The sequence below is a fragment of the Kitasatospora sp. NPDC018619 genome (assembly GCF_044391605.1).
Taxonomy (GTDB): Bacteria; Actinomycetota; Actinomycetes; order Streptomycetales; family Streptomycetaceae; genus Kitasatospora.
In genome coordinates, this window is the sequence record NZ_JBISAI010000018.1 from 40,917 (window position 1) to 60,412 (window position 19,496).

Sequence of the window (19,496 nt, forward strand, 5' to 3'; positions counted from 1 at the left end):
TGCTCCTCATGCCTCGCTGCTCGTGCCGGTGTCCGCCAGTCCCTCGGCGGCCAGGAGGTCCGCCAGGACCTTGTCCTCGATGAGTGCCGCCAGCTCGGCGACCGTCCGCGTGGTCATGACCTCCCGCGGCGACAGGGAGACCCCGAAGGCCCTGCGGACGCTCGCCATCACGCCCAGGCTCCGGATGGAGTCCCCGCCGAGGGCGATGAAGTCGTCGTCCCGGCCGACCCGGGCCGCCCCCAGGACGTCCGCCCAGATGCCCGCCAGGGCCTGCTCGGTGGGGCTCAGCGGCTCCTGCGGCTGGGCCGCGGGCTCGGCGGGCCCCGCCGCGGGCCGGCCGAGCGCCGCCCGGTCGACCTTGCCGTTGGGCGTGAGCGGCAGTTCCGGGACGAAGGCGAAGGCCGCCGGGACCATGTGCTCGGGCAGCAGCCCGGCCAGGAAGCGGCGCAGTTCGGCCGCGTCCGGCGCGTCCGGGCCCCCGGTGGTCACCACGTGTCCGCCGAGCACCCCGTCCAGCACCGTGGCCGCGGCCGCGGCGACGCCCGGGTGGCGGGTCAACGCGCTCTCGACCTCGCCGAGTTCGATCCGGAAGCCGCGCACCTTCACCTGGTCGTCGACCCGGCCCAGGTACTCGATCACGCCGTCGGCGCGGCGCCGGGCCAGGTCGCCGGTGCGGTAGAGCCGCTCGCCGGGCGCCCCGAACGGGGCGGCGACGAACCGCTCGGCGGTCAGCGCCGGCCGGCCGCGGTAGCCGCGGGCCAGCCCGTCGCCCCCGAGGTACAGCTCGCCGGTGACGCCGTCGGGCACCGGGCGCAGCGTGCCGTCGAGCAGGTAGACCCGGGTGTTGCGGATCGGCCGGCCGATCGGGACGGCTCCCGGGGCGAGCGGCTGCCCGGGCTCGGCCCGGTGCACGATGCAGCCGACGGTCGCCTCGGTCGGGCCGTACTCGTTGACCACCGCGCTGCCGGGGTGGCGGGCCCGCCAGTCGGCGAGGGTCTCGCCGAGCAACTGCTCGCCGCCGACCACCAGGTCGGCCGAGCCGGCCGCCACGTCGGGCAGGCGCTCCAGCAGCGGGAGGTGGCTGGGCGTCGCCTTGACGAAGCCCACCGCGGTGCCGGCCCCGGCCAGCGCGGCGAGCGCGTCCGGCTCCAGCGGGCAGACCACCACCGTGCCGCCGAGGGTGAGCGGGGTCCACAGCGCCGTGACGGTGAGGTCGAAGGCGATCGAGGAGTGCAGCAGGGCCGAGGTGCCCAGGCCCGGGTACGCCTCGGCGGCGTGCGCCAGGTAGTGCGCCAGCGAGGCGTGCTCGACGACCACGCCCTTGGGGGTGCCGGTCGAACCGGAGGTGTAGAGCACGTACGCGGTGTCCGCCGGGGCGGGCCGCACGGCCTCGGTGCGGTCGTACGGGCCGGCCGTGGCCGCGAGGTCCACCACGTCGACGGGGCAGCCGGCCGGCACCTCGCCGGCCAGGGCGGCCGCCCCCTCGGCGTCCGCCAGCAGCCGCACCGGGCCGCACTCGGCGAGCAGGGCGCCGAGCCGCCGGGCCGGGTGCTGGAGGTCCAGCGGCACGTACGCGGCGCCGGCCTTCCAGACCGCGAGCAGCGCCACCACCAGCAGCACGGAGGGCCGCATGGCGACGGCCACCACGTCCTCGGTGCCGACCCCGGCGGCGCGCAGCCGGGCGGCCAGCGCGTCCGAGCGCTCCACCAGGCCGGCGTAGTCGAGGCGGCCGTCGGGGCCGGTCACCGCGGGCGCCGCGGGGGTGCGCCGGGCCTGGGCGGCGATCCGCTCCGGCACGGTGGTGCGGTCCACGGCGACCGCGGTGTCGTTGTGGTCGGTGAGCTGCCGCCGCAGTTCGTCCTCGGACAGCCAGGGCAGGTCCGCCAGCCTGGTCGGCGCGTCCCGCTCCGGCCGGGCCATGCCGTCCAGCAGCAGGCCGAGCCGGTCGGCGAAGGACCGCACCGTCCGCTCGTCGAACAGGCCGGGGTCGTAGGCGAACGAGAAGGTCAGCCGCTCGGTCGGGTAGACGCCCACCGACACCGGGTAGTTGGTGGTCTCGGCGTCGGCGCTGACGTCGCGCAGGGCGAGGCCGCCGACGGTGAGCGCCGCGTCGTCCACCGGGTAGTTCTCGAAGACCAGCACGCTGTCGAAGAGCCGGGCCGGGGCGGCGATCCCGCTGCCGGCCTGGATCGTGGTGAGCGGCAGGTGCTCGTGGGCGCGGGCCCGCACCTGCTCCTGCTGGAGCTCGCGCAGCCAGGGCCCGAGCTCGGCCCGCGGGTCCGCGAGGGTGCGCACCGGCAGGGTGCCGATGAACAGCCCGACCATCTCCGCCGCGCCGTCGAGATCGTTGGGGCGGCCGGAGACGGTCGCGCCGAAGCAGACGTCCTCCTGCCCGGAGAGCCGGGACAGCAGCAGCGCCCAGGCGCCCTGGACGACCGTGTTCACGGTGACCTGCCGCTCCCGCGCGGCCCGGTAGACCCGGGCGGACAGCTCGGCCGGCAGTTCCACCCGCAGCCGCGCGGAGGACCTGACCCGGTGCTCGGCGGACGGCCTGCGGTCGAAGGGCAGCGGGGTGGCGGCGGTCAGGCTCGCCAGCCGCTCGGTGAAGTACCGGCGGGCCTCGTCGGCGTCCTGGGCGAGCTGCCAGGCCACGTAGTCGCGGAACGGCGGCCGCTCGACGGCGGCGGACGGCCGGCCGGCGCGCAGCGCCGCGTACTCGGCGAACAGGTCGGAGAGCACCTGGTAGAGGCTCCAGCCGTCCAGCAGCACGTGGTGGAAGGTCCACAGCAGGTGGAGCGCGCCGCCGTCCAGCCGGGCCGCGGTGAGCCGGGTGAGCGGGCCCTCGGCCAGGTCCACGCCGAGCTCGCGGTCGGCGGCGAAGAGCCGCTCCAGCGCCTCGGCCCGGCCGGCCCCGTCCAGTCCGCGCCAGTCCAGCACGGTCAGCGGGGCGGGGACGGTGCGCAGCACCCGCTGGACGAACCCGCCGGCCCCGGTGTCGGCGACGGTGGTGCGCAGCACCGGGGTGCGGTCGACGGTGGCCTGCCAGGCCCGCTCCAGCAGGTCGACGCGGTCCACGCCGTCCAGCACGAAGGCGAACTGGGCGAAGTAGGCGTCCTGGCCGCCGGTCTCGGCGGCGGCCTCCAGCGAGTGGAAGAGCATGCCGGCCTGCATCGCGGTGAGCGGGTAGAGGTCCGCCACCGCGCGGCCGTCACCGGCCAGCCGGTCCACCGCGGCCTGGTCCAGCCGCAGCAGCGGGAAGTCCGACGGGGTCCGGCCGCCGGCGCCGGGCTCGCCCGCGTGGGCGGCCAGCGCGCGCAGCGCGTCGGCGGTGGCCTCGGCGAGGCGCCGTACGGTCTCCTCCCGGTGCACCTGGTCGGAGTACTGCCAGAGCAGCTCCAGGGCGCCGCCGTCGCCGAGGACGGCGATGACGTCGAGCAGGTGCGGGCGGACCGACTCCGGGGACTGCCGCAGCCACATCCGCGGCCGGGTGCCGGGGGCGAACGGGCCGCCCTCGGGCAGCTCCTCGAAGCGGCCGAGGTAGTTGAAGGCCACCTCGGGCGCGCGGTCGCGCTCGGCGCGGTGGGCGGCCGCGTCGCGCAGCGCGCCGTGGCCGAGGCCGTCGCCGGGGACGTCCCGCAGCCGCTGCTTGACGGACTTGAGCACGGCCGGCCAGCCGGCGGCCGGATCGGGCAGGGTCAGGGCGACGGGGTAGACGGCGGTGAACCAGCCGACGGTGCGGGACAGGTCGGTGCCGTCCCGCTCGGCCCGGCCGTGGCCCTCCAGGTCGACGAGCACCTCGGGCCGGCCGGTCCAGGCGGCCAGCGCGGTGCCGAGCGCGCTCAGCAGGACGTCGTCCGGGCCGCCCTGGTAGCGGGCCGGGAGCTCCCGGAGCACCGCGTCGGTCTCGGCGGCGGTCAGCCGGACGGTCAGGGTGCGGGTCGAGCCGGCGGTGTTGGCGCCGGCCAGGTCGCGCGGCAGCCGGGGCAGCGCCCGGTCCGCCACGCCCTCCCAGTACGCCCGCTCGGGCTCGAACTCGCCCGCCTCGGTGCGGGCCTGGAGGTCGAGCGCCCAGGCCCGGAACGAGGTGGTCTTGGCGCCGAGCCGCACCTGCGGGCCGGCCACGGCCTGCCGGTAGGCGTCGGCGAGGTCCTCCAGCAGGATGCGCCAGGAGACGCCGTCGACCACCAGGTGGTGGGCGGCCAGCACCAGCACGTCCGGTCGGCCGGGGCCGCGGCGCAGCAGGGTGGCGCCGAACAGCGGTCCCTCGGCGAGGTCGAACTCCTCGGCCTGTTCGGCGAGTTCGTCGATCCGGCGGTCCTGCTCGGCGGCCGGCCGGCCGGCCAGGTCCTCGACCTTCAGCAGCGGGCCGGCCGGGCCGGCCGCGTGGTGGGCGGCGGCGCCGGTGAAGCGCAGCCGCAGCGCGTCGTGCTGGGCGAGCAGCGCGCCCAGCGCCCGCTCCAGGGCCGGCTCGTCGACCCCGGCGGCCAGTTCGATCCGGACGGTCTGGTCGAAGTGCCCCGGCCGGGCCGGGTCGGTGCCCTGGAACCAGCGCATGACCGGGGTGAGCGGCAGCTCGCCCTCGACCTGCCCCTGCTCGGCGGCGGGCGCCTCGTCCCGGGCCCACGTCGCCACCGCGGCGAGCGCGGCGACGGTCTGGTGCCGCATCACGTCGCCGGAGCGCAGCGCGAGCCCCTCGGCCCGGGCCCGGGCGGCGACCCGCATGGTGAGGATGGAGTCCCCGCCCAGCTCGAAGAAGTTGTCCTCGACACCGACCCGCTCGACCCCGAGCAGCCGGGCCCAGGTCCGCGCGAGCAGCCGCTCCTTGTCGTCGCGCGGCGCCAGGAAGGCCCGCCCGGTGTCGGCCCCGGGCGCCGGCAGCGCGGCCCGGTCGAGCTTCCCGGCGGCGTTGCGCGGCAGCGCGGGCAGGGTGACGAAGGCGGACGGCACCATGTACGAGGGCAGTTGCTCGGCCAGGGCGGCGCGCACCGCGGCGGTGTCCGGGCGCCGCGCGGCGTCCCGGGGCACCAGGTAGCCGACCAGGCGCTTGGAGCCCGCGCCGTCCGGCAGGGCCAGGACGGCGGCGTCGGCCAGCTCCGGCTGCTTCAGCAGGGCGGCGACGACCTCGCCGGGCTCGATCCGGAAGCCGCGCACCTTGACCTGGTCGTCGGCCCGGCCGAGGAACTCCAGCACGCCCTCGGGCAGCATCCGGGCCAGGTCGCCGGTGCGGTAGAGCCGCTCGGCCGGGTCGAAGGCCGCCGGGCCGAACCGCTCGGCGGTCAGCTCGGGCCGGCCGAGGTAGCCGATCGCCAGGCCGTCGCCGGCCAGGTACAGCTCGCCGGGCACCCCGTCGGCGACCGGCAGGCCGTCCTCGTCCAGCAGGTGGACCCGGGTGTTGGCCATCGGGCGGCCGATCGGCACCGATGCCCGCGCCAGGTCCCGCTCGGTGATCCGGTGGGTGGTGGCGAAGACCATCGACTCCACCGGCCCGTAGCCGTTGACCAGGCGCAGGTCGGGGTGGCGGCGCAGCACCCGGCCGACGTGCTCGACCGAGACGGCCTCGCCGCCGGTGAGCACCTGGCGGAGCGTGCCGAAGATGCCCGGGTACTCCTCGACCATCACGTTGAACAGGCTGGAGGACAGCCACAGGGTGGTGACGCCGTGCCGCTCGACGAGCTCGGCGATCTCCTCCGGCTCGGGCGTGGGGGCCGGCTGGAGGATGCAGCGGGCGCCGTGCAGCAGCGCGCCGAACAGCTCCAGGGAGAACGCGTCCCAGGAGATCGGCGCCGACTGGAGGACCACCTCGTCCGGCCCGAACCGGGCGTACCCGGTGCCGACGAAGGTGCGCACGGTGGCGCGGTGGGGCGCCAGCACGCCCTTGGGCCGGCCGGTGGAGCCGGAGGTGAACATCACCGTCGCCGGGTCCTCGGCGCTGCCCGGGACGGCCGGGTCGGAGTCGTCCTCGGCCTCGGTGGCCGGGTCGGTGAGCGACAGCAGGACGGGGTCGCCCCCGGCGGGCCAGGCCGCCCGGACGGTCTCCTCGGCCTCGGCCGCGACGAGCGCGACCGGCGCGGCCAGGTCCTCGATCATCATCCGCAGCCGCTCGACCGGCAGGCCGGTGTCCAGCAGCGCGTAGGCGCCGCCGGCCTTGAGCACCGCCAGCAGCCCGACGACCATGGCGGGCGAGCGCCGGGCGCAGACCGGGACGAGCGTGCCGCGCCCGACCCCGGCGGCGACCAGCCGCCGGGCCAGCCGGTTGGCCCGGGCGTTGAGTTCGCCGTAGCGGACGGCTGTCTCCCCGTGCACCAGGGCCACGGACTCCGGGCGGAGCCGGGCGACGTACTCGAACAGCTCGTGGACCCGGGCCTCGCGCGGGTAGGTGGTCTCGGTGTCGTGCCAGTCGGCCCGGGCCCGCCGGGCCGCGGCGTCCTGCGGCCCGACCAGGGCGAGCCGCCCGGCGGGCGCGCCGGCGTCGGCGACGGCCGACCGCAGCAGCCCGAGCAGGTGGTCCGCCAGCCGGGCGACCGTGGCGGCGGTGAACAGGTCGGTGCTGTACTCGATGCCGCCGCCGAGCGTGTCGCCGTGGTTCCAGAACTCGAAGAGCAGGTCGAACCGCGAGGAGGAGCGCGGCAGTTCGGCCTCGGCCAGCCGGAGCCCGGCGGCCGTCGCCCCGGGGCGCAGCAGCGGCTCCTGGTAGGTGACGGCGGTCTGCACCAGCGGCATCCGGCCCGGCTCGCGGACCGGGCGCAGCGCCTCCACCAGCCGGTCGAACGGCACCTCGCCGTGCTCGACCGCGGCCAGTGTGGACTCCCGTACGGCCTCGACGAGTTCGCCGAAGGGCAGGGCCGGGTCCAGCTCGGTGCGCAGCGGCACCAGGTTGGCGAAGAAGCCCTGGGTGTCGTCGTCCACGCCGTCGCGGCGGCCGGCCGTGGCGATGCCGAGGGCGAAGTCGCGCTGGCCGCTGTGCCGGGCCAGCAGGACGTGCACGGCGGCGGTGAGGGTCATGAAGACGGAGGCCCGCCGGGCCCGGGACAGCGCGCGCAGTCCGGCGGCCAGCTCGGCCGGGACGTGGAAGCGGTGCAGGGCGCCGGCGCCGGTGCGGGCGGCCGAGCGCGGCCGGTCGGCGGGCAGGTCGAGCGGCGGCAGGTCGGCGAGCCGCTCGCGCCAGTACGCGATGTCGGCGTCCCAGGCGCCGGCCCGGGCCCGGTCGCGCTGGTCGGCGGCGTGGCGGGCGAACTGCGCGGGCGCCGGCGCCACCGGGCCGAGCGGCCCGCGCACGGCCCGGTCGTAGAGCTCGAAGAGCTCCCGGAGCAGGGCGCGGGTGGACCAGCCGTCGGTGACGATGTGGTGCTGGTCCAGCACCAGGACGTGCCGCCGCCCGGGCAGGTGGACCAGCAGGGCGCGCAGCAGCGGCCCGGCCTCCAGGTCGAACGGGCGGGCCGTCGCCTCGGCGAGCAGCCGCTCGCGCTCCTGCTCCGCCTTCGCGTCGGACAGCGCGGTGAGGTCGACCACGTCGAGCGCGGGCCGGCCGGGCGCGTGCACCACCTGCTCGCCGCCGTGCTCGCCGGCCCGGAAGGTGGTGCGGAGCACCTCGTGCCGGGCGATCACCGCGCCCAGCGCGGTGCGCAGCGCCTCGTCGTCCATCTCGCCGGTCAGCTCGATGCCCACGGCGGCGCCGTAGCCGGCCAGGGCCGGGGCGGCGTCGTGGAGGAACCAGAGGCTCTCCTGGGCGAAGGACATCGGCGCGGTGGCGCCCTCGCCACGGTGGTCGGCGGGGGCCGCCGGGGCGGCCCCGGCCGCGCCGGGGGTGTGCCCGGCCCGGCCGAGCAGGGCGGCCACGGCGCCCGCGGTGGGCGCGGCGAACAGCTCGCGCAGGCTCGGCGCGGTGCCGAACTCGGCCTTCAGCCGGGCCAGGACGCGGGCTCCCAGCAGCGAGTCGCCACCGAGGTCGAAGAAGTCGTCGGTGGTCCCGACGCCGGTGGTGCCGAGGGCCTCCTCCCAGATCCGGACCACGGCCTCCTCGACCGGGCCGTCGGCCGGCACGTGGGCGACCCCGCGGCCGGTCCAGTCCGGCGCGGGCAGCCTGGAGCGGTCCACCTTCCCGGAGGGGTTGAGCGGGAACCGCTCGACCGGGACGACCGCGGAGGGCAGCAGGTGCTCGGGCAGGGTGCGGCGCAGGTGGGCGGCGAGCTCGGCCCGGGTGGGCGCGGCCAGGCCCGGTACGGCGCGGACGTGGACGACGAGGCGGCGGTGGCCGCGCTCGTCCTCGGGCGCGCCGGCGGCCGCCTCGGCGACGGCCGGGTGGGTCAGCACGGCGGCCTCGACCTCGCCCAGCTCGACCCGGAAGCCGCGGATCTTGACCTGGTCGTCGGTCCGGCCGCGGTAGCGCAGCACGCCGTCCGCCGTCCACTCGGCGAGGTCGCCGGTGCGGTAGAGCCGGGCGCCGGCCGGGCCGTACGGGTCGGCGACGAAGCGCTCGGCGGTGAGGCCGGGGCGGCCCAGGTAGCCGAGCGCCAGTCCGTCGCCGGCCACGTACAGCTCGCCGACGGTGCCGGGGGCGACCGGCCGCAGCCGCTCGTCGAGGACGTGCACCCGGGTGCCGGTCACCGGGCGGCCGATGTCGGGGGCGGTGCCGTCCCCGGGGATCGGGTCGCTCATGGTGGCGCAGACGGTGGCCTCGGTCGGCCCGTAGCCGTTGACCATCAGCCGGCCGGGCGCCCAGCGGGCCGCGACCGCGGCGGAGCAGGCCTCGCCGGCCGTGACGACGGTGACGCCGTCCGGGACGCCGCCGTCCGCCAGGGTGGCGAGCACCGCCGGCGGCAGGGTGACGTGGGTGATGCGCTGTTCGACCAGCAGGTCGGTGAAGGCCGGCCCGGGCACCAGGCGCGCGGCGTCGGCCAGGACCAGCGTGCCGCCGGTGAGCAGCGCCATGGAGAGCTCGAACACCGAGGCGTCGAAGCTCGGGCTGGCGAACTGGAGCACCCGGGAGCCGGGGCCGGCCGCCAGCTTGGCGACGTGCTGGGCGGTGAGGGCGGCGAGGCCGTGGTGGGGCACGGCCACGCCCTTGGGGCGCCCGGTGGAGCCGGAGGTGTAGATGACGTACGCGGCGTCCAGCGGGTGCCCCGGCGCGGCCTTCCCGGCCGCGACCGGGTCGGTGTCCGGGCAGCCGGCCAGTGCCTCGGCGACGGCCGGGTCGGCGAGGTCCAACACGGGCGTCGGGCCGTCCGCGGTCCGGACGGACCCGGCGCCGTGGGTGAGCAGCAGCCGCGGCGCGGCGTCGGCGAGCACGTAGGCCACCCGCTCGGCCGGGTAGGCCGGGTCGACCGGCAGGTAGGCGGCGCCCGCCTTGGTGGTGGCGATGGCCGCGAGCACCAGGTGCGCGCCCCGGGCCATGCCGAGCGCCACGATGCTGCCGGGGCCGACGCCCCGGTCGATCAGGAGGTGCGCCAGCCGGTTGGTCCGGCGCTCCAGCTCGGCGTACGAGAGGACGCCGGCCCCGGACACCAGGGCGGGCTCCTGCGGGCCCCGCTCGACCTGCCGGCGCAGCAGCTCGGGCAGCGTCGCGGCGGCGGGCGCCGGCGGCCCCGCGTGCCACCCTGCCGCCTGAGCCGACGCCGGGTCGGTGCCAGTGGTGAGCCGTGCGTCCGAGGAAGCCGCCTCGTGCGACATGGTTGCGTCTCCTGCCCTTCGGTCTGCTCTGCCTGCTCTGCCTGCTCAGCCTGCTCAGCCGTCCGGCCGTCGGCCGTCCGGTCCGACACGGCTTCGGACTCCCGCCGGTCGCGGGAGTCCGGAACACGCTGTTACTGCCGTTCGCCGCCGCTCACCGGCGGACCGCCAGGCGTCCGCCGATCTGCAGGCGGTCGATCCGCCCGTCGGCCGCGTCCCGGTGGAAGCGGCCGGTGTAGCCGGTCCGCTCGGTCGTCAGCTCGACGACCGAGAAGGCCAGGTCGGTCCGGACGGCGAGCCGGGCGAACGGCCGGCCGCCCTGGTCGAGCCGCAGCCCGTCCGGGTCGTGCACGAGGCGGTACTCGGTGGCGCCGTTGCGGTAGGTCCCCGCGCAGTCGGCGAGGAGGTGGTCGGGGGCCGGCGGCGCGTCGCCGCGCAGCCGGGTGAAGGGGTGGCTGCCGACCTGGACGCCGGCCGCGTCCAGCTCGGCCAGCAGGTCGTCCCAGAGCGCGAGCCCGGTGCCCGCGTTGGTGGTCAGGGCGACGACCGTGCCGTCCTGCGGGTCGACCCGCAGGTGGCAGGAGGTGCCGTCGCCGGTGCCGTCGTGGCCGACCCAGGTGCGGCCGTCCGGGGCCAGGTAGTGGGCGATGCCGAGGCCCCAGGCGTCGGCCAGGCCGAACGCGTCGGTGTTCGGCTCGATCCGGCGCATCGCCTCGGTGACCCGGGCCGGCGGCAGCAGCGGCCCGCGGGGGCGCACCGGTCCGTCCGCGAGCAGGGTGCCGAACCGCAGCAGGTCGGCGGCCGAGAGCGCGAGCGCGCCGGCCGGCGCCTCCACCGCGGGCAGCAGCTGGGCCACCGGACGGGCGGTGCCGTACGCCGGCTGGGCGGCGTGCCCGGGGACGTGCCCGGCGGCGGCGCCCGGGCCGGTGACGAAGGCCGCGCGGATGCCGAGCGGACGCAGCAGGACCGTGGTGACGGCCTCCTCCCAGGGCATGCCGAGGGCCAGCTCGGCGACCCTCCCGGCCGCGACCAGCCCCACGTTGGAGTAGGAGAAGGCCGTTCCCGGCGGGCAGACCACCGCCCGCGCGGCCTCCCCGAGGTACTGGTCGCGGTCGGCCGGCGGCTGCTCGGCGGGGTGGCTGCCGGGCAGCCCGGCGGTGTGGGTGAGCAGCCGGCGCAGCGTCAGTTCGCTCCCGAGCTCCCCGGGCAGCCCCGCGAACTCGCGGAACTGTCCGTCGAGCGGGGCGTCCGGGTCCGCCTCGCCCTCGTCCGCCAGGGTCGTCAGCAGCGCGGCGGTGAACGGCTTGGTGAGCGAGCCGACCGGGAACCGGGACTCCGCGGTGACCGGCCGGCCGCTGCCGTGGAGCTCCTCGCCGACCGCCGTCACCGAGGTCACGCCCCGGTGCAGCAGGGCGAGTTGGGCTCCGGGGACGGCGTACCGGCGGACCAGCCGGTGCAGCAGCCGGCCGAGCCCTTCGGCGTCGGCCGGGTCGACGCTCCTGGTGGGGGGTGCCGAGGTGGTCGTCATGGTGTCCGGGTCACTCCAGCTCGAAGACGACGGAGGCGGCGGGCGACGCGATCCGCTGCTCGCCGGCCAGCTTCCAGCCGGTCTCCTCGAAGACGCCGTGCCACTCGTCCAGGGTGGGCAGGTACTGGCCCATCAGGTCGTGGGCGGACTCGAAGCCGAGGTTGAACAGCGGGATCTCGCGGTCCGGGTAGCCGACCGTGCGGGTGGTGTCGCCCAGCAGGAAGCGGCGCACGTTGGGGAACCGCTCGCGCAGGGTGCGCATCGACCTGACGGCGTTCTCGCGGGGCCAGAAGTCGTGGCCCATCATGAAGCAGGTGAGCAGCTCGACCTCCTCGAAGGCCGGGTGCGGGGCCAGGTCCCGGGCGTCCGCCTGGAGGGCGGTGATGCGGTCGGACAGACCGGCCCTGGCCACCTCGCGGGTGGTCATCTCGACGGCCGGCCGGCCGATGTCGAGGCCCAGGCCCCGGGTGCCCGGGTAGCGGTTGGCGATCTGGATGAGCCGCTCGCCGCTGCCGCAGCCGAGGTCGGCGGCGACCTTGAAGTCGAACGGCAGCCGGTCCATCGCGGCCCAGAACGCCGGGTCGAACGAGAACGTGGACAGCTCGCGGCAGGCGTAGCCGATGGCCGCGCCGTCGCGGTGGTAGAAGGAGCCGACCCGGTTCTCCTTGCGGAGCACCGAGGGCATTTCGGTGTAAAGGCCGGAGCAGCCGCGGCTGAGCCAGTGGAAGTACGAGCGGTAGGTGTTCACCTCCGCGAAGAGCGGGCCGGGGCTGACGGTGGTGCCGTCGCGGGTGACGACCCCGACCGAGGCCAGCGCCTGGAACATCCCGCGGGACGCGACCGGGTCCAGCCCGAGCTTTTCCGCCAGTTCCTCCGCGTCCAGAGCGGCGGCTCCGTCCAGCTCGTCGAGCGCGCCCACCTCCCAGGCGGCGGCAATAGCCCAGGACGCCACCGCCGAGTTGTAGATGTCGGCCGAGGTCAGTTGTGCTCCGGGTGCCGCCACTTCAGTGATCGACATGGATGCCTCCTGTTCGATTTCCGGCAGGTGCCCTCAGTTTCGAACGGGACCGACGGAAGGCTCCAGCTCCTTAAGCAGGGCACGATAACCGCAGGTCAGCGCGGTGCGAGGGATCACGGCAGGCATTCGGCGAAGCGAAATCAAAGGGTCCGTTTTTCGATTTAAGGCCTGGCTTAACGAGCTTGCCCGCGCGCCGGGACGCTTCCCAGCATGAGCGGTGCCACCCCCGCACCAGCTCAGGGAGACACGCATGGGCAACCCGTTCGAGAACGCCGACGGCACGTTCCGGGTACTGGTCAACCAGGCGAACCAGCACAGCCTCTGGCCGGATTTCCTCGACATTCCGGACGGCTGGTCGTCCACGTACGGCCCGGATTCCCGCGAGGAGTGCCTGACGTACATCGAGAACAACTGGACCGACCTCCGCCCCCGCTCCATCGCGTCCTGAGCGGAAATTCCCAGGGCGCACCGACGCGAATGAAAGGAAAGCGGTGTCCACGCTGCGGTTGCACGATGAAGAGCGCGACGAGATCGCGGTTCTCGCCGATGAATTCCTGGCGTCGCTGAACGGCGACCAGGACCCCTCGCGGATGTCCTCGGCGGCCGCCGTCGCCGCCCAGCGGCTGCCGGAGCGGCTGCGGACCTTCCTCGCCGCGACCCGCACCGGCGGGGAGGCCATCACGGTGGTCTCCAACCTGCCGGTCCGGGCCGACCTCGAACCCACCCCGCTCGGCTGGGAGCAGTCCGCCAAGCTCGGCGCGGGCTGGCACGAGGAGGGCGTGCTGGCCCTGGTCGGCGCCGGGCTCGCCGAGCCGTTCGGCTGGACCAGCCAGCAGGCCGGCCGGCTGGTCCACGACGTCTGCCCCACCCCCGAGGACGACAACTCGCTGACCAGCGCCAGCAGCACCCGGGCGCTCAACTTCCACACCGAGGACGTCTTCCACCCCTGCCGCAGCGACTACGTGGCCCTGCTGTGCCTGCGCAACCCCACCCGGGTGGGCACCACCTACGTCCGCGCCGAGGCGCTGGACCTCCCGCAGGACGTCCGCGAGGTGCTGTTCCAGGAGCGCTTCCAGTTCCTCCCCGACGACTCCCACGACCTCGGCTCGCTGCCCGACAGCGCGGGCGACGGCTCGCAGCTCGGCGCCGTGCTGTTCGGCCCCTCGGACCGCCCCTACCTGCGCTTCGACATCGACTTCATGCGCCCGCTGCCCGGCGACGAGCAGGCCGCCGCGGCCGTCGCGACCGTCCAGGCCGCGCTCGCCGAGCACGTGGAGCGGATCTCGCTCGCCCCGGGCGACCTGGTCTTCGTCGACAACTTCCGGGTCGTGCACGGCCGGGAGTCCTTCCAGTGCCGCTTCGACGGCACCGACCGCTGGCTCAAGCGGGTCAATCTCACCCGCGACGCCCGGCGAATCAGCGCCGTCACCGGAAAGCGGACCGTCCTGATCTGATATCGGTCCCGACGGCCCGCGACGGCCGCTTCCCGCCCCCGTTCCCCGCCCGCCCGGCACGGCCTTCACCGGCCCGTGCCGGGCGGGCTCTCTTTCCCCCGGGAATTCGTATAGTGAACCCGCGACCCGCATCCGTCCGTTCGCCCCGGCGGCCCCGGCCGAAAGGACGAGAGCCGCTCCTCGGCCGAAGGAACGAGGCGCCCCGCCGATCTCTCCCGAAAGGCGGATGTGGCCGCCCGGGCCGCGCCGGGAGCATGACGGGTATGAAGATGTCGACCGCCAAGCTGGCCTGGCTGGCCCCGATCTCCGCGCTGGCCATCGCACTCACCGGCTGCGGTGTGAGCGACGACCTGGACGCCCAACCGCGCAACGATTCCAAGGACTTCGGCTTCCAGGGCACGCACCTCACCGTGGACACCGACAAGGACGTGACCCTGGTGCCCGCCGACGGCACCGCCCTCAAGGCCGACCGCCGGCTCGCCGGCCAGGCGGCGAAGGACGGCAACGCCTCCTGGACGCTGGAGGGCGAGACCCTCAAGCTGACCGGCAAGTGCAGCGGGATCGTCCTCAACTGCAAGGCCCAGTACACCGTGCACGTCCCCAAGGGCGTCGCCGTGACCGTCCAGGGCAGCGGATCGGCCGGCATCACCGCCAAGGGCATCGACGGCAAGCTCGACGTGAAGACCGAGCAGGGCTCGGTGGACCTCGACGGCCTCACCGCGCCGCTCACCGTCCGCACCGACAAGGGCAAGGTCGACGCGAGCGGCCTCTCCAGCGCCACCGTGGAGGTCGCCAACGAGAACGGCAGCGTGAAGCTGGCCTTCGTGAAGGCCCCCGACAGGGTCAAGGCCGAGTCCGACACCGGCAGCATCACCGTGCGGGTCCCCGAGGACGGCACCCGCTACCACGTCGAGGCCAAGGCGGGCTCCTCCAACCCGCACGTGGAGGTCGGCGAGGACCCGAACTCCGCCCATGCCATCACCGTCGCCTCCAAGGTCGGTGTCGTCCGTGTCAACACGAAGGACTGAGCGATGGAACTCCAGATCACCGACCTGACCAAGGAGTACCGCGGCGGCAAGCGCGCGGTGGACTCCTTCTCGCTGACCCTGCGCCCCGGCGTGCTCGGCCTGCTCGGCTCCAACGGCGCCGGCAAGTCCAGCCTGATGCGGATCCTGGCCACCGTCACCAAGCCGACCTCCGGCCGGGTGCTCTGGAACGGCACCGACATCGCCGAGAACCCCGGCCCGCTGCGCCGCACCATCGGCTACCTGCCGCAGGACTTCGGCGTCTACCCCCAGCTGACCGCCCGCGAGTTCCTCTCCTACCTGGCCTCGGCCAAGGGACTGCAGGGCCGCTCCGCGAACGCCCGGATCACCGAGCTGCTCGACCTGGTCAACCTCTCCGGCGCCGCCAAGCAGCGGCTCGGCTCGATGTCCGGCGGCATGCGCCAGCGGGTCGGCATCGCCCAGGCGCTGCTCAACGACCCCCAGCTGCTGATCGTCGACGAGCCGACCGTCGGCCTCGACCCGGAGGAGCGGATGCGGTTCAGCAACCTGCTCACCGGCCTCGGCTCCGAGCGGATCGTGATCCTCTCCACCCACATCGTCTCCGACGTGGCCGCCACCGCCGACCGGATCGCCATCATGGGCAAGGGCCGGCTGATCCACCACGGCACCCCGGAGGAGCTGCTGCGGCTCGCCGAGGGCTCGATCTGGGAGCTCACCGTGGCCTCCGACCAGATCCCGGCCCTGCGCTCGCGGTTCGTCCTCGGCGGCACCACCCGCACCCCGCAGGGCGTCCGCGCCCGGGTGATCTCCGCGCAGGCGCCCGCCCAGCACGCCGAGCCGGTCCCGCCGCGGCTCGACGACGCCTACCTGCTGCTGACCTCCTCCCCGGCCCCGGCCGCCCCGCACGCGGTGGTGCGCTGATGGCCGGGACCGTCACGGCGCTCGCCATCGCCGACTTCCGCGAGCGCCGCCGCCGCCCCGCCTACCTGGTCGTCCTGCTCGGCACGCTCGCGCTCGGCCTGCTGGCCGCCCCGGTCGGCTCCTCGACCTGGCAGGTCTTCCAGATCAGCGGCTACCGGGGCCTGTACACCAGCGGCTACGTCGGCACCGTCACCGCGCTCGGCGGCGCCGTCTGGCTGGCGCTGGCCGGCTTCAACATCACCCGGGGCACCGTCCCCAAGGACGAGCGCAACGGCGTCGGCCAGATCCTCGCCGCCACCCCGATGAGCAAGCCCTCGTACCTGTTCGGCAAGTTCTGCAGCAACCTGCTGGTGCTCGGCTCGATGCTGCTCGCCCTCGCGGTGACGGCCTTCGGCGTGCAGCTGGTGAAGGGCGAGTCGTACCACGTCGACGTCGTGCGCCTGCTGCTGCCCTTCGTCCTGATCACACTGCCGCTGCTGGCCCTCGTCGCCGCCTGCGCGGTGCTCTTCGACACCGTGCCCGGGCTGCGCGGCGGCGTGGGCGCGCTGATCTGGTTCGTGGTCTGGCTGGTCGGCATCATGGCCTCGCAGGCCTCCGGCTCGTACGACCTGCTGAGCATGGAGCGGATCAGCGAGTCGATGCGCCAGGCGATCTCGGCGGCCGGGCACCCGGCCGACGCGGTGCGCTTCGGCGTGGGCCTCACCTCCGACGACAAGGCCCCGATCACCTTCGACTGGCCGGGCCTCGGCCTCGACAACCTGGGCGGCGGCCTGCTGGCCAACGCCGCGCTGCTGGTGGCCGGCGGGCTGGTGGCCGCGCTGCTGTCGGTGCTCTGGTTCCGCCGCTTCGACCCGTCCGCCGCGCTCGGCGGGGTCGGCGCACTGGTCCAGGGCGCCAAGGGCGCGACCGACCAGACCGGTGCCGAGCACGCCGACCACGCCGAGGAGCCGACCGCCGGCACCGGCGCCTCCTTCGGCCTCGACCCGTCCCTGATGACCCCGCCCCGGATGGGCTCGTCCTTCGTGCCCACCCTGGTCGGCGAGGTCCGCGTGCTGCTCCAGGGCATGCGCTGGTGGTGGCTGGGCACGCTCGCCCTGGCCGTGCTCGCCGCGGCCGTCCCGAGCGGCAACGTCCTGCACCCGGTGCTGCCGCTCACCGTGCTCTGGCCGGTGCTGATCTGGTCCCGGATGGGCAACCACGCCGGCGCCGGGAGCATCGACGCCCTGCTCGCCGCCTGCCCGGCGGCCGGCCGCCGGCTGCTGGCCGGGCTGGTCGCCGGGATCGCCGTGGCGCTGGCCGTCACCGCGGTGCCGATCGTCCGGCTGGTCATCGCCGGCGACACCGGCGCGGCGGTCGCCGCCCTGGTCGGCGCCCTGCTGGTGCCCGCCCTGGCGATGCTCTGCGGCATCGTCAGCCGCGGCCCCCGGCTGTTCCAGGCGCTCTACCCGCTGCTCTGGTACGCGATGTTCAACCGCATCCCCGAGGTGGACTTCCTCGGCGTGGCGCAGGGCAAGGGCCCGGGCACGGCCGCGGTGGCCGCCGCCGCGGTGCTGCTGGCCGCCCTGGCCCTCGGCGTGGACGCCGTGCGGCGCGCCAACCGCTGAACCACCGCCCCCTGGACGGGCCTGGCGCACACCCCCGACGCCAGGCCACCGAGCGGCGCCCGGCACCCCCGTCCGGGCGCCGCTCCGGCGGTCCTTCCGGCCCCGTCCCGGGCACCTGTCCCGACCGGCCGTCCGACCGTCCCACCGGCCCCTCCCGACCGACCGTCCGCCCCTCGACCCGAAAGGCCGGCCCGTGCGGCTCCCCAGCCTCCGAGACCTCCTCGCCCACCCGGCCCCGGACCAGGCGTCCGCGGCGACGCCCGTGTCCACCCTGCCGCGCGCGGCCCGGGCCGCCCTGGCGGTCGGGTTCGGCGTGCTGTGGCTGCTGGACCTGGCCATGAGTCTGGACACCGCCGGGCCGCTGCTGCCGCTCGCCGGGCTCGTCCCGGCCGCCCTGGTGCTGTTCGGCCCGCGCGGCCGGCCCGGGCTGCGCGCCGGGGCCGCCGCGCTCTGGTCGCTGCTCTGGTCCGCGGTGGGCTTCGTCCGCGGCGCCGGGCAGGACTCCCCCGGGCTGATGGAGCTGCTCGCACTGAGCCTCCTGCTGGTCACCACCGCCCGCAACGTCCGCGACCGCGCCGCCGCCCTCGGCACCTGCGCCGCGCTGGTGGCGGCCCTGCTGGGGCTGGCCGCCCGGGTCTCCCGCAGCACCTCCGGGGCGGTGCTGACCGTCGTGCTGCTGGCGGTCGTCGCCGGTGTCGCGATCGCCCTCGGCAGCTACCTGCGCTCGGCCGACACCCGCCGGCTGCGCGCCGTGGAACGGGTCCGCCGCGACGAGCTGATCGACCTCGCCAACGACCTCAACGACTTCGTCGCCCACCACGTCACCGGCATCATCGTGCTGGCCCAGGCCGGCCGGGCGGTCTGGCAGACCGCCCCGCAGGAGGTCGTCCCGATCTTCGACGACATCGAGCAGGCCGGCAGCGAGTCCCTGGAGTCGATGCGGCAGTTGGTCGCCATGCTGCGCGAGGGCACCGACCTGGCCGCCGCCTCGCCGCTGTCCGGGCAGGGCATCGCCCACATACCCGTCCTGGTGGACTCCTTCCGCCGCGGCGGCGCCAGCGTCGACCTCCAGCTGGACGAGGCCGCGCTGAGCGCCCGGCTCGCCCCCGAGATCGTCACCACCGCGCACCGGGTGATCACCGAGGGCCTGAGCAACGTGCGCCGGCACGCCCCGGACGCCGCCGGGATCACCGTACGGATCGCCCTCGGGCCGACCGTCCTGGAGGCCGCCGTGCTCAACGGGCCGCCCAGCGGCGGAACGGTCCGCAAGGCCCTGCGCGTCCCCCACCTCGGGCAGCAGGGCCTGGGCCTCCTGGGGCTGCGGGAGCGGGTGCGGGCCGTCGGAGGAACGCTCACCGGGCGCCCGGACGATACGGGAGGATGGGAGCTGACGGCCCTGCTCCCCGTGAGGGACACGGACCCCAGCGCTCGGAGGATGCCGGCATGACCATCAAGGTGCTCATCGCGGACGACCAGGACATGGTCCGCACCGGCTTCCGGCTGATCCTCGACAGCCAGCCCGACATCGAGGTCCTCGGCGAGGCCGCCGACGGCGCCACCTGCGTCGAACTCGCCCGCCGGCTGCGGCCCGACGTCTGCCTGGTCGACATCAGCATGCCCCGGCTGAACGGCCTCCAGGTCACCCGGCTGCTGGCCGGCCCCGGGGTGAGCGACCCGCTGCGGGTGGTCGTGGTCACCACCTTCGACCTGGACGAGTACGTGTACGGCGCGCTGCGCGGCGGCGCCCAGGGCTTCCTGCTCAAGGACAGCGGGTCGACCCTGCTGATCGAGGCGGTCCGGGCGGTCGCCGCCGGCGACGCGATGGTCTCCCCCGCCGTCACCGTCCGGCTGCTCAAGCGGCTGTCCGCCGCCGGGCCGGTGGCGGCCCCGGTCGCCGCGACCACGCTCTCCCCGGCGGTCCTGACCGACCGGGAGCTGGACGTGGCCCGGCTGGTCGCCCGCGGCCGCACCAACCAGGAGATCGGCGAGGCGCTGGCCATCTCCCTCTCCACCGTCAAGTCCCATCTGGCCAGCGTCCAGATGAAGCTGAAGGTCCGCAACCGGGTCGAGATCGCCGCCTGGGCCTGGGAGAGCGGCACCATGCAGCGGGGTGAGGACTAGCGCGCGCATCCGGACGGTCGGCACCGGCCCTTCACCACACCTCCTCCACCCCCGCCCCTCCTGTCACCGTGTGCGACCCCGTGGCGCGATCCTGCGGATCTCCCGAAAGGGGGATACCCCGCCGCGCGGGCGAACAGCGATGATTACCCCCAGTCGAATGGGGGAGCTTCGGCCGAACGT

General features: G+C 75.6%; 10 protein-coding genes. 7 read left to right on the forward strand and 3 right to left on the reverse strand.

Annotated features, from left to right (window positions below):
* Positions 1 to 6: 6 nt before the first annotated feature.
* From ACH5AR_RS26185 to ACH5AR_RS26195, 3 genes are all read right to left on the reverse strand, one after another.
* Positions 7 to 9,666, reverse strand: coding sequence for an amino acid adenylation domain-containing protein (locus tag ACH5AR_RS26185; RefSeq protein ID WP_396303954.1), 9,660 nt, complete (start codon positions 9,664 to 9,666; stop codon positions 7 to 9).
* Positions 9,667 to 9,817: 151 nt separating this feature from the next.
* Positions 9,818 to 11,191, reverse strand: coding sequence for a serine hydrolase domain-containing protein (locus tag ACH5AR_RS26190; RefSeq protein ID WP_396303955.1), 1,374 nt, complete (start codon positions 11,189 to 11,191; stop codon positions 9,818 to 9,820).
* A 10-nt stretch (positions 11,192 to 11,201) separates the two neighbouring features.
* Complete coding sequence (locus ACH5AR_RS26195; protein ID WP_396303956.1) at positions 11,202 to 12,209, reverse strand: SAM-dependent methyltransferase; 1,008 nt, start codon at positions 12,207 to 12,209, stop codon at positions 11,202 to 11,204.
* Positions 12,210 to 12,459: 250 nt separating this feature from the next.
* Between ACH5AR_RS26195 and ACH5AR_RS26200 the strand changes: the two genes are divergently transcribed.
* The 7 genes from ACH5AR_RS26200 (at position 12,460) to ACH5AR_RS26230 (ending at position 19,316) form a co-directional block, all read left to right on the forward strand.
* Positions 12,460 to 12,657 carry an MbtH family protein gene (locus ACH5AR_RS26200; RefSeq protein ID WP_396303957.1) on the forward strand — a complete coding sequence of 66 codons (198 nt, stop codon included), beginning with the start codon at positions 12,460 to 12,462 and terminating at the stop codon, positions 12,655 to 12,657.
* Positions 12,658 to 12,700: 43 nt separating this feature from the next.
* Positions 12,701 to 13,663, forward strand: coding sequence for a TauD/TfdA family dioxygenase (locus tag ACH5AR_RS26205; protein WP_396303958.1), 963 nt, complete (start codon positions 12,701 to 12,703; stop codon positions 13,661 to 13,663).
* Between the two features lie 263 nt (positions 13,664 to 13,926).
* A complete protein-coding gene (locus ACH5AR_RS26210) occupies positions 13,927 to 14,691 on the forward strand; it encodes a DUF4097 family beta strand repeat-containing protein (protein ID WP_396303959.1) in 765 nt (254 codons plus the stop codon).
* 3 nt (positions 14,692 to 14,694) lie between these two features.
* A complete protein-coding gene (locus ACH5AR_RS26215; protein WP_396303960.1) occupies positions 14,695 to 15,591 on the forward strand; it encodes an ABC transporter ATP-binding protein in 897 nt (298 codons plus the stop codon).
* Positions 15,591 to 17,195: an ABC transporter permease gene (locus ACH5AR_RS26220; RefSeq protein WP_396303961.1), complete on the forward strand. Its 1,605-nt coding sequence runs from the start codon at positions 15,591 to 15,593 to the stop codon at positions 17,193 to 17,195. The genes ACH5AR_RS26215 and ACH5AR_RS26220 overlap by 1 nt, the downstream gene beginning before the upstream one ends.
* A gap of 193 nt (positions 17,196 to 17,388) precedes the next feature.
* Positions 17,389 to 18,642, forward strand: coding sequence for a sensor histidine kinase (locus tag ACH5AR_RS26225; protein WP_396303962.1), 1,254 nt, complete (start codon positions 17,389 to 17,391; stop codon positions 18,640 to 18,642).
* Positions 18,639 to 19,316 carry a response regulator gene (locus ACH5AR_RS26230; protein ID WP_396303963.1) on the forward strand — a complete coding sequence of 226 codons (678 nt, stop codon included), beginning with the start codon at positions 18,639 to 18,641 and terminating at the stop codon, positions 19,314 to 19,316. The genes ACH5AR_RS26225 and ACH5AR_RS26230 overlap by 4 nt, the downstream gene beginning before the upstream one ends.
* The last annotated feature ends 180 nt before the right edge of the window (positions 19,317 to 19,496 follow it).

What these genes read in the sequence shown, in the direction of transcription:
- ACH5AR_RS26185 (WP_396303954.1), bottom strand. Translation starts at nt 9,666, where the DNA reads ATGTCGCACGAGGCGGCTTCCTCGGACGCACGGCTCACCACTGGCACC.
- ACH5AR_RS26190 (WP_396303955.1), bottom strand. Translation starts at nt 11,191, where the DNA reads ATGACGACCACCTCGGCACCCCCCACCAGGAGCGTCGACCCGGCCGAC.
- ACH5AR_RS26195 (WP_396303956.1), bottom strand. Translation starts at nt 12,209, where the DNA reads ATGTCGATCACTGAAGTGGCGGCACCCGGAGCACAACTGACCTCGGCC.
- ACH5AR_RS26200 (WP_396303957.1), top strand. Translation starts at nt 12,460, where the DNA reads ATGGGCAACCCGTTCGAGAACGCCGACGGCACGTTCCGGGTACTGGTC.
- ACH5AR_RS26210 (WP_396303959.1), top strand. Translation starts at nt 13,927, where the DNA reads ATGAAGATGTCGACCGCCAAGCTGGCCTGGCTGGCCCCGATCTCCGCG.
- ACH5AR_RS26215 (WP_396303960.1), top strand. Translation starts at nt 14,695, where the DNA reads ATGGAACTCCAGATCACCGACCTGACCAAGGAGTACCGCGGCGGCAAG.
- ACH5AR_RS26220 (WP_396303961.1), top strand. Translation starts at nt 15,591, where the DNA reads ATGGCCGGGACCGTCACGGCGCTCGCCATCGCCGACTTCCGCGAGCGC.
- ACH5AR_RS26230 (WP_396303963.1), top strand. Translation starts at nt 18,639, where the DNA reads ATGACCATCAAGGTGCTCATCGCGGACGACCAGGACATGGTCCGCACC.